Origin of the sequence: Arenibacter sp. P308M17 (assembly GCF_003426735.1) — a bacterium.
In the GTDB taxonomy this organism is placed as follows: domain Bacteria; phylum Bacteroidota; class Bacteroidia; order Flavobacteriales; family Flavobacteriaceae; genus Arenibacter.
In genome coordinates this window covers 386,998-403,833 of the sequence record NZ_QVON01000002.1, presented here as the reverse complement: position 1 = coordinate 403,833, position 16,836 = coordinate 386,998, and the positions used below count along the sequence as shown (strand labels likewise).

The window sequence follows — 16,836 nt, the reverse complement described above, 5'->3', positions numbered from 1 at the left end:
TTATGTTATCCAATATTATACATTTCAGTATAAAGAACAAACTTATTGTTCTTTTGCTCACATTATTTATTATAGGTTTTGGACTATATTCCTTAACCCAGATACCTATTGGCGCTGTCCCTGATGTTACCAATAATCAGGTACAGGTTATCACCACCTCAAAGAATTTATCCACCCAGGATATGGAGCAATTCATAACCTATCCCGTGGAACTGGAAATGGCCAATTTACCAGGTGTAATTGAAATTAGATCCGTATCAAAATTTGGACTTTCAGTGGTCACCATAGTCTTTGAGAACAGCATGGGAACCTTTTTGCCAAGGCAGTTGATTTCCGAAAAATTAATATCTGCCTCGGAGAAAATCCCTAAGGGTTTTGGAACCCCACAAATGGGCCCGATTACAACCGGTCTTGGTGAAATTTATCAATATATTCTGGATACTAAGCCGGGTTATAAGGACAAGTATTCCGCCATGGACCTGCGTACCATTCAGGACTGGGTGGTAAAGAGGCAACTTTCTGGAATTAAGGGGGTTGTGGAAGTAAATACTTGGGGCGGTTACCTAAAACAATATGAAGTGGCCATTAACACCCAAAAGTTGAAGGCCATGAATATCACCACTGCCGATATATTTACGGCTTTGGAAAAAAATAATAGCGTTTCGGGAGGTGGCTATATTGAAAAAGTAAACCAAGCCTATTTTATTCGGGGCGAAGGGCTTATTTCTTCACTTGAGGATATTGGGAACATTGTGATAAAATCAACGAACAATCTTCCTATTTATATTAAGGATGTTGCAGAGGTAGGCTATGGTAGCGCCACCCGATTTGGGGCCATTACAGGAAATGGGGAAGGAGAAAAGGTTTTGGGGCAGGTAATGATGCTGAAGGATGCCAATTCCAAAAAAGTTATTGAAGCCGTTAAAGAACGTATAGATGGCATTTCCAAAACCTTGCCGGAAGGTGTTTTTATCAATGGATTTTTGGATCGAAGTGAGTTAATAGGCAAAACAACCTTTACCGTTGCGGAAAACTTGATATTAGGCTGTTTGATCGTTATTTTTGTAGTTGTCCTACTTCTGGGAAATCTGCGCTCAGGATTGGTCGTAGCTTCCGTTATACCGCTTTGTTTATTATTTGCCCTCTCATTAATGTACATTTTTGGGGTAGATGCCAATCTTATGAGCCTAGGGGCCATAGATTTTGGGATCATTATTGATGGTGCAGTTATTATTGTTGAGTTCATAGCCTTTCAAATCACCGCTAAGAAGGGAGAATTACAACTGTTGGGGGATAAGGACCGGCAGCTCCTAAAAAATAAAATCACCTTTTATGGTGCTTCCAAAATGATGAACTCGGCCATTTTCGGACAATTGATCATTCTCATCGTTTTTATTCCTATTTTATCCTTAAGTGGTGTAGAGGGCAAAATGTTCAAACCCATGGCACTGACCTTTAGTTTTGCCTTAATAGGCGCCATGATCCTGTGTTTCACCTATGTTCCGGTAGCCGCCTCCATTTTTATAAAACCATCTACCTCCTCCCCAAAGAACATTTCGGTACGCTTGATGGCTTTTCTGAATAGATCCTATGATCCCATTATTCGGTGGGCACTCAAAAAGAAAAAATTAGTGTTGGCTATTTCTGTCCTGCTTTTGGGAGGATCCATATACCTATTTACCACAATGGGAGGGGAGTTTGTGCCAACATTGGACGAGGGGGATTTTGTGATACAGCCCGTTTTGAAGACAGGGACCTCCTTGAGCGAAACCATAGAAATTACGACCAAGATAGAACAGATTCTTTTGGATAATTTTCCGGAGGTAAAACAAGTGGTAACTAGAATTGGAGCGGCAGAGGTTCCTACAGATCCCATGTCTATGGAAGAGAGCGATGTTATAATTATACTGAAGTCCAAAAAGGATTGGGTTTCTGCGGAAAGTAAGGATGAACTGGCCGATAAATTCAAGGAGGCTTTGGAAGTAATTCCGGGGATGGAGGTAGAATTTACCCAGCCCATTGAAATGCGTTTTAACGAGTTGATTACCGGAGTCCGTGCGGATATTGCCATAAAAGTTTTTGGGGAAGACCTGGAAATCTTGAACAATAAAGGAAATGAAATTAGAAACCTTATTCAGAATGTGGACGGGGCAGCGGACATAACAGTAGAGAAAATCGCTGGGCTTCCGCAAATGAACGTAAAATTTGACAGGGCAAAAATTGCTAGGTACGGGCTTAATATTGCCGATCTAAACAACCTTATTTCCATGGGATTTGCAGGAACCAACCTGGGGAGTGTCTTTGAAGGGGAAATGCGATTTGACCTAACACTAAGATTGGACAAAAAAAGTAGACAGGACATTTCCAACCTAAAGAATTTGTTTGTCGACACCCCTTTGGCAGGCAAAATTCCTTTGAGGGAACTGGCCCAAATTTCTTATACTACCGGAGCGGCCAAAATATCCCGGGACGATACCAAGCGAAGGATTGTAGTGGGGATCAATGTGAGGAACAGAGACCTTCAATCGGTAGTGGACGACGTTCAAAAGCTGATCGAGGCAAAGGTAAAACTACCTACTGGGTACACCATCACATATGGTGGGCAGTTCGAAAACTTACAAAGTGCCAAAGACCGACTTAAAATTGCAGTGCCGGTGGCACTGGCCCTCATTTTGATATTGCTCTATTTTGCCTTTAAATCCTTAAGGGAAGCATTGATTATTTACTCCGCCATTCCACTGGCGGCCGTTGGCGGAATACTTCTTTTGTTTATCAGGGACATGCCATTTAGTATCTCTGCCGGAGTTGGATTTATAGCCCTTTTTGGGATTGCAGTACTTAATGGGATTGTGTTGATAGAACATTTTAAAGAGTTAAAACATGAAGGGATGGAAGATTCGGACGAACTTATAATAAAGGGGTCAAAAGATCGGCTAAGGGCCGTTTTGCTAACTGCTGCGGCTGCCGCACTCGGGTTCCTTCCCATGGCCGTTTCCACCAATGTAGGTGCCGAGGTACAAAGACCGCTTGCAACTGTGGTTATTGGCGGGCTTATTACCGCCACCATATTAACTTTGGTAGTTTTGCCCATACTCTACTCACTCTTTCATTTGAAGGACGAAAAGGAGTTGGACAAATCCCGGAATAGTACTAAAGCACTAGGTTTGGTGATATTGTTCTTCATTTGTAGCAGCGGTGTTCGGGCACAGGAAGAAAGACTGGGCCTTGATGAATTGGAAACTATGGCCATAAGTAATAATTCTGGCCTAAGGGCAGCAAAACTTAAGATGGACGAATCCAAAGCCCTTATAGGTAGTGCCTTCAATTTTGATAAGACGGATCTTTACTATCATTATGATCAAAATAATATAGCCATCAACAATAAGCCATTGGAAGTATTCGGGATTCAGCAGAACTTCCTCTTTCCAACTGTTTATTTTGCTGAAAAAGGGGTAAATAAAGCGAATTACGATATTGAAAGAAGCGGCTATGAACTGAAAAAGCGAATCCTGCAACAAGAATTGGCCGCCGGTTATCACAGGTTACAGTACGCCAGACAAAAGGAAAAGACCTATAGGGAATTAAATGAATTATATGAACGGTTTTCCTATGCTGCGCAACGCAGGTTTGAACTTGGGGAAAGTAACTATTTGGAAAAAATAACGGCACAGGCAAAAAAAAGGGAGCTTCAGACCTTATACAAAAAGGCGGTGGAAGATGCCAACTTGGCGTATCAAGACCTTATTAAAACGGTGCAGCCAGATTCTACTCTCTTGGTGATGACGATACCCATGGAAAAGCTTAAGATAATAGATGTGGATATTGAAAAAAATGCAGGGGTATTGCTTTTTCAAAATAAGATAAAAATGTTCGATACCAAAAGTATTCTGGAACAACAACATATACTGCCGGATCTGAACATTAATTATTTCCAGGGAAGCAATGCCACTTTGGGGGATAACCTCTATGGTTTTCAGGTAGGGATCAAGATCCCGTTGTTTTTTAGTGGCAATGCCTCTAAAATCAAGGCGGCCAAAATAGCCAAGGAGGTATCCAGGGCAGAAGCCGAGGATTATACGGTACAATTAAGGGCCAAATACCGGTCGCTATCGGGGCAATTAAAAAAATACGAAGAAGTACTTGCCTATTACGAGACCGAAGGTCAAGGTCTTGCTGATGAAATTATAAAAACGGCTACCCTAAGTTATCAGAGTGGGGAAATAGACTTCTTTCAGTACATACAGAGTATGGAAAATGGGTACAATATTACCCTTACTTATCTAGAGAATCTAAATGCCTATAATCAAACGGTCATTGCAATTAATTATTTAAACTTATAAAATGAATACTATGTCACGATTACTATATATAATTCCAGTTACTATCTTCATGTTCAGTATGTTGTCTTGTGGGGATTCCATTGAAAAAAATAACGGTACCGGCAATAATGTGGAAAGTGAACAACCGGCCAATAGAATAACCGTTTCCAAAGCCCAGTTTAAAGGAGGGAACATGGAATTGGGACGTCTTAGTCAACAAGATTTTCCCAAAGAAGTAGCGGTTACAGGGACTATAGACGTTTCTCCCCAAAACAAGGCAATAGTAAGCGCCTTTGCCGGAGGCTATATAAAAAGAACCCCTCTTTTGATCGGAAATAAAGTAAAAAAAGGACAGCCTTTACTAACATTGGAAAATCCTGAATTCATCCAAATGCAACAGGATTATCAGGAAAGCTTTGAACAGCTTAATTTTCTTAAGTCCGAGTTTGAACGCCAAAAAAGTCTTGTAGCCGAGCAGATAAGCTCGCAGAAGAATTTTTTAAGGGCGGAAAGCGAATACAAGCGCAATCTTTCCAGGTACAACGGTTTACGGCAAAAATTAAAAATGTTGAATATTTCTCCGGAAAATGTGGAAAAGGGAATACTGATATCCGAAGCAACCATTTTTGCCCCTATAGATGGAAGTATAACTAAAGTAAACGTTAATAAAGGGATGTACGTTTCCCCTGCCGATGAAATTATGGAAATCGTAAACACAGATCATATTCACCTGGAGTTGTCCGTTTTTGAAAAGGATATCCTGAAGGTCAAAAAAGGTCAAAAAATACGCTTTAAGATTTCGGAGGCCTCGGAGGAATATTATGCGGCCGAAGTATATTTGGTAGGTACCTCCATTGATGCGGATAGTAGAACGGTAAAAGTCCACGGGCATTTGAACGATGATGAAAACCATAATTTTGCGGTCGGGATGTTTGTTGAGGCAGCCATAATTACCTCTAATGAGCTTATGGATGCCCTGCCCACCGAGAGTGTGGTTGTTCATGACAATAACCAATACGTTTTGTCCTTGGTCTCGGAAAAAGATGAAGAATATGTTCTTGAGATTAGGACGGTGGGTATAGGGGAAAGTTATAACGGATATACGGCGATCACAAAAAAGGGCAATTTAAAGGCCAGTGACCAGGTTATTGTTAAAGGGGCATTTTATTTGTTGGGGGAGTCTTCGGAAAGCCATTAGGGATCCCGGGAGGTAATCAAACGATTTAAGCCTTATCCTATTTCGGTGCAGAAAATCTGGGAACTATACCTAGTTTTAATGGGATTAAAATTTATGGGTGATGAATAGAAGTTGGAAATTTTTGATGGACCTAACATGAGGGAGCATTTTTTTAAAATTCTAGAAACGTCTATTTGGGGAAAAGCCGCTTATATCCATAGCTGTTTTTTGGTCCGATATTATTTCCGACACCAATTTTCCCGTTACCGGGCCTAGACTCCAACCCATCATGGCATGCCCGGTGGCCAAAGTTAAATTGTTAAGGGAACTATGTTTGCCAATATACGGTAGTCCGTCCGGTGAAACGGGGCGCAATCCACTTTTGGCATCCGCCTTTTCTTCCCCATTTATTTTTATTTCCGGATAGAATTGGGTAGCTGCATTTGCAATAGCTTCCACTCTTTGTTTTCTAATAACATCGTTGATTCCAGAGAATTCCATAGTGCCGGCAAACCGCGTATATTCCAGCATTGGGGTTACCGCTACCTTGGCTTCCAATAAAATGGCAGGAATGGTGATTCCGGTAGGTCTTGGTACATTTATCCTATAGCCTTTCCCTGCCTGCAGGGAAAGTTTTATGTTCATTTTTTTGGATAGATCATTGCTCCATGAGCCTGCGGCCATGACAACTTCCTCCGGAAAATAGTCCTCTTTATTGGTGGTTACCTTTGTAATGCGGCCATCCCTTGTGGCCAAATCAACGACCTCTTCATTGGTCTTAATAATTGCTCCGTTTTTCTTTAGATATTCCAGCATTTTTTTCATGAACTCCGTCGGGGTGGTATGTCCGTCACACTCATAATGAACGGCCCCTTTGACGTCCATGGTAACATTGGGTTGAAGATTGTCCAGCTCTTTTTTATTCAATAAATTAACTTCCAAGCCCAAAGAGGAGGCCTTTTCTGCCACTTGAATTTCATGTTCCCCTTCCTTTTCGGTTTTGTATAGCATTAATAGTCCCTTTCGTTCCAGTTGAAAACCCCCAAGATCCCCTGAATTCCTTATGGAGGTGAAAAGTTCCCGGCTAAGCAGGTTTATTTCCTTGATCAGGGGTATGGCCAAGGCTACTTTTTCTTTGGTGGAGGATTTATGAAAATACCATGACCATTTAAAAAAATCGGTGTCCCACCGGGGCTGCATGTAAAATGGACTGGACGAATTGAACATCCATTTAATTCCTTTTGAGATCATTCCCGGAGAGGCCAAGGGAACAATATGGCTAGGGGTAATATAACCGGCGTTGACAAAAGAGGCCCCGGAAGTAATATCCGATCTGTCCACCACGGTAACCCTATGACCTTTTTTTTGTAAAAAGTAGGCGGAACAGAGGCCTACAATTCCTCCGCCTATTATTAAAACATCTTTTACCATCCTATTAAATTACTTGAAAACCGTGGGCATAGGGATCATCATCATCTATAAGGATATGGTTATGGCCATAGACCTGTGCCCATCCCTTAATACTGGGAACAATGGCCTTTATTCCTGCCAGAGTAGTCTCTTCCTCCACTTTTCCAACAAACTGGGAACCTATAAAACTCTCATGGATAAACTGATCCCCCAATTTTAGTTTTCCCTTGGCATACCATTGTGCCATTCTCGCAGAGGTTCCTGTACCACAAGGGGACCTGTCTATGGCCTTGTCCCCATAGAAAACAGCATTTCTTGCCGTGGCTTCCGGGGATATGGTGCTTCCTGTCCACTCTATATGGCTAACACTGTTGATGGTAGGATTCTCCGGATGGATAAACCTGTTGGGGTATTTGAGATTTATTTTCTCCCTTATTTCTTGACTAAATTGAACCAACTTGCCAGCGGAGTACTCCTGAATACCCTTAAAGTTCTTTTGAGGGTCAATAATAGCATAATAGTTGCCTCCGTAGGCAACATCAAAAACGAGTTCCCCCAAATCCGAACAGTTCACGCTAAGTTCTGATGCGGCCAAGTATGATTTAACATTCGTTAATTTTACCCAATCCACTTTTTTGCCTGTTTGTTGGTATTCAATATGTACCAAACCGGCAGGGGTTTCCATTCTTATTTTTCCTAGTTCCTTAGGCATAAGTAGGCCTTCCTCCACCCCTATGGTTATAGCCCCAATGGTACCATGTCCGCACATGGGGAGACAGCCGCTGGTTTCAATGAACAGTATCCCAAAGTCGTTGGCCGGATCCGAAGGGGGGTAAAAAATACTCCCGCTCATCATGTCATGGCCACGAGGTTCGAACATTAATCCTTTCCTGATCCAATCGAACTCCCGCAAAAAATGTTGGCGTTTTTCGCTCATGTCAGCACCAAGGAGATTTGGTCCGCCCCCGGCAACAACTCTAACGGGATTCCCACAGGTATGGGCATCCACACAAAAAAATGTCTTCCTACCCATTATTTTAGAGAGACTGTTTGGTATGCTCGCCGTTTACCAACCTCATGATTTTCAAAGGATTATTGGTTTTTAGGGCATCCGGTAACAATTCTTCCGGCCAATTTTGAAAGGCTACCGGCCTTACCCAACGTCTTATGGCCGAAGTTCCCACGGAGGTGAACCTACTGTCAGAAGTGGATGGAAATGGACCTCCGTGCATCATAGATGGGCAAACTTCCACTCCGGTAGGCACTCCGTTGAAAATGATGCGTCCTACCCTATTGACCAACGCATTTATTACATCCTGACTCATTTTGATCTCGGTTTCCGTACCGAGAATAGTTCCCGTCAACTGTCCTTCCAAATGCTGGATTACGGTAAGCAGCTCCCCTTTGTCCCGACATTGGACAACGATTGAAAAGGGGCCAAATACCTCCTTATGTAGCACTGGATTGTCCAAAAAGTCTTTGGCGGCAACGGTCAATATTTTTTGTCCGGCAAAATTAGGGGCAACTTCACCTTTAAAAGAGGCAACTTCCATCGTTTTGGCTTGGGAGGATAATTCTTTTTTCCCTTTTTCATAGCCTTCATAAATATTGGGGTGCAACATACAAGAAGGCTCCAATTTTTCAATTTCCTTGCCCAATTTGGTAATAAAACCATCCATTGCCTCTCCTTTTATACCAATGATAAGTCCAGGATTGGTACAAAATTGTCCCGCTCCGAGCACAATGGAACCGGCGTATTGTGCTGCCCATTCAGACCCTTTCTGCTCTAGGGCAGACGGTAGCACCACTACAGGATTGATACTTCCCATCTCGGCAAACACGGGGATTGGCTCCTTTCTCTCAGCGGCCAATTGATATAGGGCCATACCGCCCTTTGTACTGCCTGTAAAACCAACGCCTTTCACCTTGGGGTGCATGGTCAACAATTGCCCTACCTGCGAATCACTACTATTTAGATTGGAAAAAACTCCATCGGGCATACCTGTCTTTTTGGCGGCCAAGGCAATTGCAGAAGCTACCAACTCCCCCGTGCCGGCATGCATTGGGTGACTTTTTACAATTACGGGACATCCGGCGGCCAAAGCACTGGCAGTATCCCCCCCTGCGGTAGAAAATGCCAGTGGGAAATTGCTGGCACCAAAAACCGCAATGGGACCAATGGGAAGCAACATTTTTCTAATGTCCACTTTTGGCAATGGCTCCCTATCCGGCTTCGCGGTATCTAAAGTGGCCTCTACCCAGGAACCTTCCTCCAATAAGGTGGCGAAAGCCCGTAGTTGCCCCATTGTTCTGCCCCTCTCCCCTATTGCCCTGCCTTCGGGCAATCCGGATTCCTGGACATAAACAGCAATCAATTCATTGCCCAAGGCTTCAATTTCGCTGGCAATAGCCTTCAGAAATTCAGCTTTTTTTCTGTCCGGGAAGTTTCGGTAGGTTTCAAATGCAATCGCCGCTTTTTCCACTGCGGCATTTACCTCTTCCTGGGAAGCCTCATGGAAAATCCATTCCGTAGGTTTGTTTAATTTTGGATTGAACGTTGAATAAGTTTTATTGTTCCCGGCCGATGTAACTGTTCCTATAAAGTTTTTCCCTGTAATCATTTTAAATATTTTCTAATTATTGGTTCAAATGAACTTCTGTTTCCCTGACTAAAGTAACACTTTAGAAGCTTATTTGGTTAAACCAACGCTGCTTTATACTCCGGAAGGCTGGGTCTGGTCCTTATCCCTTCCGCTATTATTTTCAAGACCCTATCCCTGTCCTCCCCTTGTAGAGGTAGTCTAGGGGCCCTTACTTGCTCCGTTCCAATTCCGGTAGCTACTTCGGCCAATTTTATATTTTGCACCAATTGGGGGTTGATGTCCAGTTCCAACAAAGGTAAAAACCACCTGTAAATGGCCAAGGCTTCCTTAATTCTTCCGGCTCTGGCCAAGCTATATATGGCTACGGTTTCTGCGGGAAAGGCACAGACCAGCCCGGCTACCCATCCGTCCGCGCCCATGAGCACGCTTTCCAACCCTAAAGTGTCCACTCCTGTCAACACTTTTAATCGGTCGCCAAATCTATTCTTGATCCTCGTAATGTTCGAGATATCGCGGGTAGATTCCTTTACAGCCTGTATATTGGGCATGGTCAACAATTCTTCGAACATATCCAAGGTAACCTCGATACCATAATCTATTGGATTGTTGTATACCATTATAGGCAAATCCGTGCTCATGGCCACTTCCTTAAAGTAGGTCACCGTTTCAAAATTATTCGCTTTGTAGCGCATGGGTGGAAGCATCATTAAACCACTTGCCCCATATTTCTTGGCCCTATAAGTTGCTTCAATGGCACCCTTTGTTGTTTGTTCGGCTATATTCATGATTACAGGAATTTTACCGCTAACGATTCTCACGGTCTCCTGCACCAGTATCTTCTTTTCATCATCCGTTAAGGTACTGGCCTCCCCAAGGGTGCCGCCCAATATAATAGCGCTTACTCCGGCATCCAGCTGTGCCAAAATATTTATTTCGAACATTTTTAGGTCCAGGGTGTCCTCATGTGTAAATTTGGTGGTAACTGCAGGCATTACGCCTTCCCATTTTATGTGCATAACAATAATTTTTGTATTGAATTACAAATTTAAGGCATCCAAATACCTTATCATGGAGAAATATTAGCCGAATATGAGTGTATATTGACTTATTGGTTTTTCCAATGGGGAAAAAGGAAGAAACTTGGAGTGAGTTCCGGTTCCCAAACCATTACATTTCCAAAAGGTCATGGTTCCTTCTTCCAAATAAACTGTGCACCTTATAGAATACCATCACCGATGATCCGAACAGTTTTATAAAAATAGTAAGATTCTTTCTTTCAGATTTCCCTATTTTTGGAAAATTCTGAACTAATTAAATGAACTCAATGAAAAAAATACTTTTTGTTGCATTAGGATTTTCCATTGCCTGCAACTCATCACAAAAAACTATTTCCCAACAAATTGAACCGATAAGAACCCTTGTAGACCCTCAGGTTTATGCCCAAACCATCACAGAAGAAGAATTAAAGGAACATCTCTATACCTATGCTTCGGACGAATTTGAAGGTAGGGATACCGGGGAGCCGGGTCAAAAATTGGCAGTTGAATATCTCAAAAAGGAATATGTTGAACTGGATATTCCTGCTGCCCAATCGGACGGGAATTATTTTCAAAATGTGCCATTGGTCATAAGTAAATTGCCTAAGGGAGCAATTTCCATCAATGGGAAGGAATACGAAAATGGTAATGGATTGTTGACCTTTACGGCGGCTACGGGTACCTATGGGGATATTGTATATGTAAACCATGGTATTGAAGAGGGGAATTATTCGGATTATACAGGAGTGGATGTAAAAGGTAAAATAGTCCTGATGAAGGCTGGAGAACCTAGGAACGCTGACGGAACCTATACGCTTTCGGGCTCAAATGAAATGTCTGTTTGGAGCAATATGTCCGAATCTATTGGAAAAAGAATGGAATTGGCATCTGGCAAAGGTGCCATTGGAGTACTCTATTATGATGAAGACAACTATGGCCGTTTTAAGAATAGGTTTAATTATATGCAGGGACAGGACAGTGGAAGTATGGGGCTGAAGGATGAGGTGCAAGAGGATTTTTTTAGTTTTTTTATTGATACCCCTGTAGCAAATGCCATTCTTCCCAATATTAAATCTGAAAATACTTCTAAAAACGTTTCCATCAAATTGACCCTGAATATTGTAAGTGATAGTGAGGAGGTGGAGTCGGAGAATGTAGTAGCTGTAATTAAAGGATCGGAAAAGCCCGATGAGTATGTAATTATTTCAGCCCATCTTGATCATGTCGGTGTGAATAATGAAGGGGAAATTTTTAATGGCGCTGATGATGATGGTTCTGGAACCGTTGGTGTTTTAGAGATTGCGGAAGCCTTTAAAAAGGCCGCGGATGATGGTAACGGCCCTAAAAGATCTATCGTATTTCTACATGTTACCGGAGAGGAAAAAGGTCTTTTGGGTTCAAAATATTACGCGGATCACGATCCTATTTTTCCTTTGTCCCAAACGGTGGCCGATCTAAATATTGATATGATTGGGAGAATAGATCCGAATCGCCAGGGAGATAGAAATTATATTTATTTGATCGGTTCGGATAAGTTGAGCACGGAACTCCATGAGTTGTCTGAAGAGGTCAACAAAAAATACATGAATATGGAGTTGGACTACACTTATAACGATGAAAATGATCCCAACCGTTTCTACTACAGAAGTGATCATTATAATTTTGCAAAAAATAATATCCCCATTATATTCTATTTTAATGGAACGCATGCGGACTATCACCAACCGGGAGATACCCCGGACAAAATTAATTATGACCTGCTCCAAAACAGAACTAGGCTGGTGTTTTTAACCGCTTGGGAAATAGCAAACAGGGAGGCCCGTTTAAAGGTGGATAAAGCCACTCGATGATTTAAAAAGATACTTTAATACATAACAAAAATTGTCTTAACAAGGTTTCTCGGAAAATCAGGTTTACCTCTCCCGATAGCTATCGGGACTAAAGCCTGCCTGTCCGGTAGGCAGGGAAACCTGATTTTCCTCGATTCCTCCCCTGCCCGACTAATTCGTTCCCGTCCGTACCGAAACGGGCGGACAGGCGGGCTTTAGGGTCGGGGTCAAAAATCGATGGAAATTTTGCGGAAATTATTTTTGCCGTGTACTAAGGAAAAATCTTCTAGATAGCAGTTTCAAAAAGGTGGATGAATTTGGATCGTCCACCTTTTTTATTCAAAATAATTAAGGACTTTGGTACTCCCTGGCCCGTCCCAAATTATTCGGGAGTAGAATATTGACATAAACAATAGGAGAAGGTTATATTCCAAACAATAGGTAACTTTTATGTTGAACATCGTAATTATTCCTATATTAATTTCAATGATTTACAAGATAGTCTTAATTTTGCATGTTAGTAAAAAAGTAGGCCTTGTGCCTCTTTACCAACATTTAATCTTAGATTGTAAATCATAACCCTATAAAATGAAGAAAACGTTATTTGATAAAGTATGGGATTCCCATGTTGTTCATAAGATAGAAAATGGGCCGGATGTATTGTTCATTGACCGTCACATGGTTCACGAAGTTACCAGTCCGGTAGCATTTTTAGGCATAAAAAGTAGGGGTATTCCAGTAATGTATCCAGGACGTACTTTTGCTACCGCAGATCACAACACTCCTACCATAAACCAGCATTTACCGGTTGCGGATCCCCTATCGGCCAACCAGTTGAAAGCGTTGGAGGAAAATTCCAGGGCACACGGAATTTCATATTGGGGTCTTGGACATGAAAAAAATGGAATTGTACACGTGGTAGGTCCGGAATATGGAATTACCCAGCCAGGCGCTACCATTGTATGTGGTGATTCGCACACGTCTACCCATGGAGCATTTGGGGCTATTGCATTTGGTATAGGAACTTCCGAAGTAGAAATGGTATTGGCCACCCAGTGCATTATGCAGCAGAAAGCCAAATCCATGCGTATTAATGTAAATGGAAAACTTAGTAAGGGCGTAACCCCAAAGGATGTGGCCCTATATATAATTTCTAAATTGACAACCTCGGGTGCCACGGGGTATTTTGTGGAATATGCAGGAGATGTTTTTAGGAATATGACCATGGAAGGTAGGATGACAGTTTGTAACCTAAGTATTGAAATGGGAGCCCGGGGAGGGATGATAGCTCCGGACGAAAAAACTTTCGAATATATCAAAGGACGTGAATTTACTCCTGAAGGTGCCAATTGGGACAGGGCCATGGAATATTGGAAAACGCTTAAAACGGATGAGGGCGCCATTTTTGATAAAGAAATAACTTTTGACGCTGCGGATATTGAACCTATGATAACATACGGAACCAATCCAGGAATGGGTATCGGAATTTCCAATGGTATTCCAAAGGCAGAATCTGTGGAGGGCGGTGTTGCCACTTACAAAAAATCACTTCAATATATGGCCTTCAATGAGGGGGATAATATGATTGGAAAGCCAATTGATTTTGTGTTTTTGGGAAGTTGTACCAATGGCCGTATTGAAGACTTTAGAGCCTTTGCTTCCTTGGTAAAAGGTAGAAAAAAAGCCCCTAACGTTACTGCTTGGTTGGTACCTGGATCCCATAAGGTAGAATCAGCTATTAAGGAAGAAGGAATTTTGGATATTTTGCAGGAAGCCGGTTTTGAATTGAGGGAGCCCGGATGCTCTGCATGCCTGGCCATGAACGATGACAAGGTACCCGCCGGTAAATATGCCGTTAGTACCTCCAATAGAAATTTTGAAGGTAGACAAGGTCCAGGTTCCAGAACACTTTTGGCCAGTCCGTTGGTTGCAGCTGCTGCAGCCGTTACCGGAATGGTTACCGATCCTAGGGAGCTGATGCAGGAGGAATTGGTTTAAAACCTAAAGCATTCCTTATAAATTATAGCTTCCGGAGGGTTTTATTCAGGTCATTATAATTTTGTGATAAAATAAAGTTTAATTTTCGTTTAGCGCTGGGCGCTGAGCACCTAAGTTTAAATAACATGGCATACGATAAATTTAATATACTTAAAACAACTGCGGTTCCGCTTCCTATCGAAAATGTGGATACGGACCAAATAATTCCGGCCCGTTTTCTTAAGGCGACGGAGCGTAAAGGTTTTGGGGACAATTTGTTCAGGGATTGGCGTTACAATTCCGATAACAGTCCAAAAGAGGATTTTGTCCTGAACAATCCTACCTTTAATGGCAAAATTTTGGTGGGGGGCAAAAACTTTGGGTCAGGCTCTTCAAGGGAGCATGCCGCTTGGGCAGTTTACGATTACGGATTTAGGTGTGTGGTATCCAGTTTTTTTGCCGATATTTTTAAAAACAATTGTTTAAACATTGGTGTATTGCCCGTGCAAGTTAGTGCTCCGTTTTTAGAAAAAATATTTGAAGCTATCTATGCGGATCCAAAAACAGAATTGGTGGTCAATTTACCTGAACAGACCATTACCTTATCTACAACCGGGGAGTCCGAAAGTTTTGACATCAACAATTATAAAAAGGATAATATGCTGAACGGCTTCGATGATATTGATTATCTTTTGAACATCAAAGAGAATATCAGGGAATTTGCCGAAGATACTCCACTATAAAATATTGCATGCAGTATATGTGCCATAGACCTGAGCTGGGGTTCCCTTAGTCTTGATAGGTTGAGTAGGCATTTTACTGTATTTTAAGTTATTGGTCAATTGGGATACGGTTACTAGATCTGCATAAATGAAACGAAGAATAATTGAAATAATGGACACCACCCTTCGGGATGGGGAACAGACCTCGGGGGTGTCCTTTTCTGCATCCGAAAAACTTACTTTGGCCAAGTTGCTGTTGGATGAGCTGAATGTGGATAGAATTGAAGTAGCTTCCGCCCGGGTGTCGGAAGGCGAACTGTCAGCGGTACAGCAGATCACCGAATGGGCCGGTTCCAAAGGATATTTGGACCGTGTTGAGGTATTGACATTTGTGGATGGAGGTGTATCTATCGACTGGATGAAAAAATCCGGTGCCAAGGTCCAGAATCTTTTGACCAAAGGTTCTATGAACCACCTAACGCACCAGCTTAAGAAAACTCCACAACAACATTTTACCGAAATAGGGAATATCATTGCCGAAGCGGCCAAGGAAGGCATTTCTACCAATGTATATTTGGAGGATTGGAGCAATGGGATGAGAAACTCCAAGGAATATGTCTTCCAATTTATAGATTTTCTGGCCACGCAACCAATTAAAAGGGTGTTGTTGCCCGATACTTTGGGGATCCTTACCTACACCGAAACCAACCATTATATATCGGAGATAGTACAGCGTTATCCCAAGTTGCATTTCGATTTTCATGGGCATAACGATTATGACTTAAGTGTTGCCAATGTTATGGAGGCATTAAAGGCGGGTTGTCATGGACTTCATTTAACCGTAAACGGTATGGGTGAAAGGGCCGGAAACGCTCCCATGGCAAGTGCTATTGCGGTCATCAACGATTTTATGCCCGAAATAGAAGTGGCCGTGAACGAATCTTCCCTTTACAAGGTAAGCAAGTTGGTTTCCGCCTTTACCGGATTTGGAATTCCTGCCAACAAACCAATCGTGGGCGACAATGTTTTTACCCAAACTGCGGGGATCCATGCTGATGGGGATAGTAAAAAGAATTTGTACTTTAATGATTTGATACCTGAGCGATTTGGGAGAAAACGCAAATACGCATTGGGAAAGACCTCGGGAAAGGCCAATATCCAAAAAAATCTTCAGGAGCTGGGGTTAACGCTCAACGATGATGAATTAAAGAAGGTTACGGCCCGTATTATTGAACTGGGGGATAAAAAGGAAAAGGTAACCAAGGAGGACTTGCCCTACATTATTTCAGATGTGTTGGATAGCGGGACCTATCAGCAAAAAGTATTTGTTAAATCATATGTGCTTACCCATTCCAAAGGTTTAAAGCCATCCACTACCCTATCCCTTGAAATTAATGGGGAACTTATAGAAGAACATGCTCAGGGCGATGGGCAATATGATGCTTTTATGAATGCCTTGAGAAAAATTTATAAATCCAAGAAATTGGAATTGCCTACTTTGGTGGATTATGCGGTACGGATTCCGCCAGGGAGTAATTCCGATGCGCTCTGCGAAACCATCATTACATGGAAAAACGGGGATAAGGAATTTATTTCCAGGGGGTTGGACTCCGATCAAACCGTCTCGGCCATAAAAGCGACCGAGAAAATGTTGAATATCATCCAAGAAAAACACAAACAATTATAACCATGCCAGACGCAAGGCGAATGGCAAAAAGCAAGAATAAATGAAACATCCATGACTAAAGATTTTGTCACACGG

Annotated in this window: 10 protein-coding genes; 6 read left to right on the top strand and 4 right to left on the bottom strand. The window is 42.2% G+C overall.

Annotated features, from left to right (window positions below):
- The first annotated feature begins 2 nt into the window (after positions 1–2).
- Complete coding sequence (locus D0S24_RS05565) at positions 3–4,340, top strand: CusA/CzcA family heavy metal efflux RND transporter (RefSeq protein ID WP_117018871.1); 4,338 nt, start codon at positions 3–5, stop codon at positions 4,338–4,340.
- A 10-nt stretch (positions 4,341–4,350) separates the two neighbouring features.
- Positions 4,351–5,517, top strand: a complete 1,167-nt coding sequence (locus D0S24_RS05560) for an efflux RND transporter periplasmic adaptor subunit (protein WP_117019321.1) — start codon at positions 4,351–4,353, stop codon at positions 5,515–5,517.
- Between the two features lie 159 nt (positions 5,518–5,676).
- On the opposite strand, the gene D0S24_RS05555 is transcribed toward D0S24_RS05560, so the two are convergent.
- The 4 genes from D0S24_RS05555 to D0S24_RS05540 all read right to left on the bottom strand — a co-directional run bounded on the left by D0S24_RS05555 (position 5,677) and on the right by D0S24_RS05540 (position 10,525).
- A complete protein-coding gene (locus D0S24_RS05555) occupies positions 5,677–6,927 on the bottom strand; it encodes an FAD-binding oxidoreductase (protein ID WP_117018870.1) in 1,251 nt (416 codons plus the stop codon).
- 4 nt (positions 6,928–6,931) lie between these two features.
- The gene (locus D0S24_RS05550; protein WP_117018869.1) at positions 6,932–7,939 is read right to left on the bottom strand and encodes a 4-hydroxyproline epimerase; all 1,008 of its coding nucleotides are present in this window, start codon (positions 7,937–7,939) and stop codon (positions 6,932–6,934) included.
- 4 nt (positions 7,940–7,943) lie between these two features.
- On the bottom strand, positions 7,944–9,527 hold the full coding sequence (locus D0S24_RS05545) for an aldehyde dehydrogenase (NADP(+)) (RefSeq protein WP_117018868.1): 1,584 nt from the start codon (positions 9,525–9,527) through the stop codon (positions 7,944–7,946).
- Between the two features lie 77 nt (positions 9,528–9,604).
- Positions 9,605–10,525, bottom strand: coding sequence for a dihydrodipicolinate synthase family protein (locus D0S24_RS05540; RefSeq protein ID WP_117018867.1), 921 nt, complete (start codon positions 10,523–10,525; stop codon positions 9,605–9,607).
- A gap of 308 nt (positions 10,526–10,833) precedes the next feature.
- Here D0S24_RS05540 and D0S24_RS05535 point away from each other — a divergent pair, with 308 nt between their 5' ends.
- From D0S24_RS05535 to D0S24_RS05520, 4 genes are all read left to right on the top strand, one after another.
- The gene (locus D0S24_RS05535) at positions 10,834–12,396 is read left to right on the top strand and encodes a M28 family peptidase (protein ID WP_117018866.1); all 1,563 of its coding nucleotides are present in this window, start codon (positions 10,834–10,836) and stop codon (positions 12,394–12,396) included.
- 567 nt (positions 12,397–12,963) lie between these two features.
- Positions 12,964–14,373, top strand: a complete 1,410-nt coding sequence (gene leuC, locus D0S24_RS05530; protein WP_117018865.1) for a 3-isopropylmalate dehydratase large subunit — start codon at positions 12,964–12,966, stop codon at positions 14,371–14,373.
- Positions 14,374–14,498: 125 nt separating this feature from the next.
- A complete protein-coding gene (gene leuD / locus D0S24_RS05525) occupies positions 14,499–15,095 on the top strand; it encodes a 3-isopropylmalate dehydratase small subunit (protein ID WP_117018864.1) in 597 nt (198 codons plus the stop codon).
- Between the two features lie 127 nt (positions 15,096–15,222).
- Positions 15,223–16,761 carry an alpha-isopropylmalate synthase regulatory domain-containing protein gene (locus tag D0S24_RS05520; RefSeq protein WP_117018863.1) on the top strand — a complete coding sequence of 513 codons (1,539 nt, stop codon included), beginning with the start codon at positions 15,223–15,225 and terminating at the stop codon, positions 16,759–16,761.
- Positions 16,762–16,836 lie beyond the last annotated feature (75 nt).

Excerpts from the sequence above, each read along its gene's own strand:
- D0S24_RS05565 (WP_117018871.1), top strand. The coding sequence starts at position 3 with ATGTTATCCAATATTATACATTTCAGTATAAAGAACAAACTTATTGTT.
- D0S24_RS05560 (WP_117019321.1), top strand. The coding sequence starts at position 4,351 with ATGTCACGATTACTATATATAATTCCAGTTACTATCTTCATGTTCAGT.
- D0S24_RS05555 (WP_117018870.1), bottom strand. The coding sequence starts at position 6,927 with ATGGTAAAAGATGTTTTAATAATAGGCGGAGGAATTGTAGGCCTCTGT.
- D0S24_RS05550 (WP_117018869.1), bottom strand. The coding sequence starts at position 7,939 with ATGGGTAGGAAGACATTTTTTTGTGTGGATGCCCATACCTGTGGGAAT.
- D0S24_RS05545 (WP_117018868.1), bottom strand. The coding sequence starts at position 9,527 with ATGATTACAGGGAAAAACTTTATAGGAACAGTTACATCGGCCGGGAAC.
- D0S24_RS05540 (WP_117018867.1), bottom strand. The coding sequence starts at position 10,525 with ATGCACATAAAATGGGAAGGCGTAATGCCTGCAGTTACCACCAAATTT.
- D0S24_RS05535 (WP_117018866.1), top strand. The coding sequence starts at position 10,834 with ATGAAAAAAATACTTTTTGTTGCATTAGGATTTTCCATTGCCTGCAAC.
- leuC (WP_117018865.1), top strand. The coding sequence starts at position 12,964 with ATGAAGAAAACGTTATTTGATAAAGTATGGGATTCCCATGTTGTTCAT.
- leuD (WP_117018864.1), top strand. The coding sequence starts at position 14,499 with ATGGCATACGATAAATTTAATATACTTAAAACAACTGCGGTTCCGCTT.
- D0S24_RS05520 (WP_117018863.1), top strand. The coding sequence starts at position 15,223 with ATGAAACGAAGAATAATTGAAATAATGGACACCACCCTTCGGGATGGG.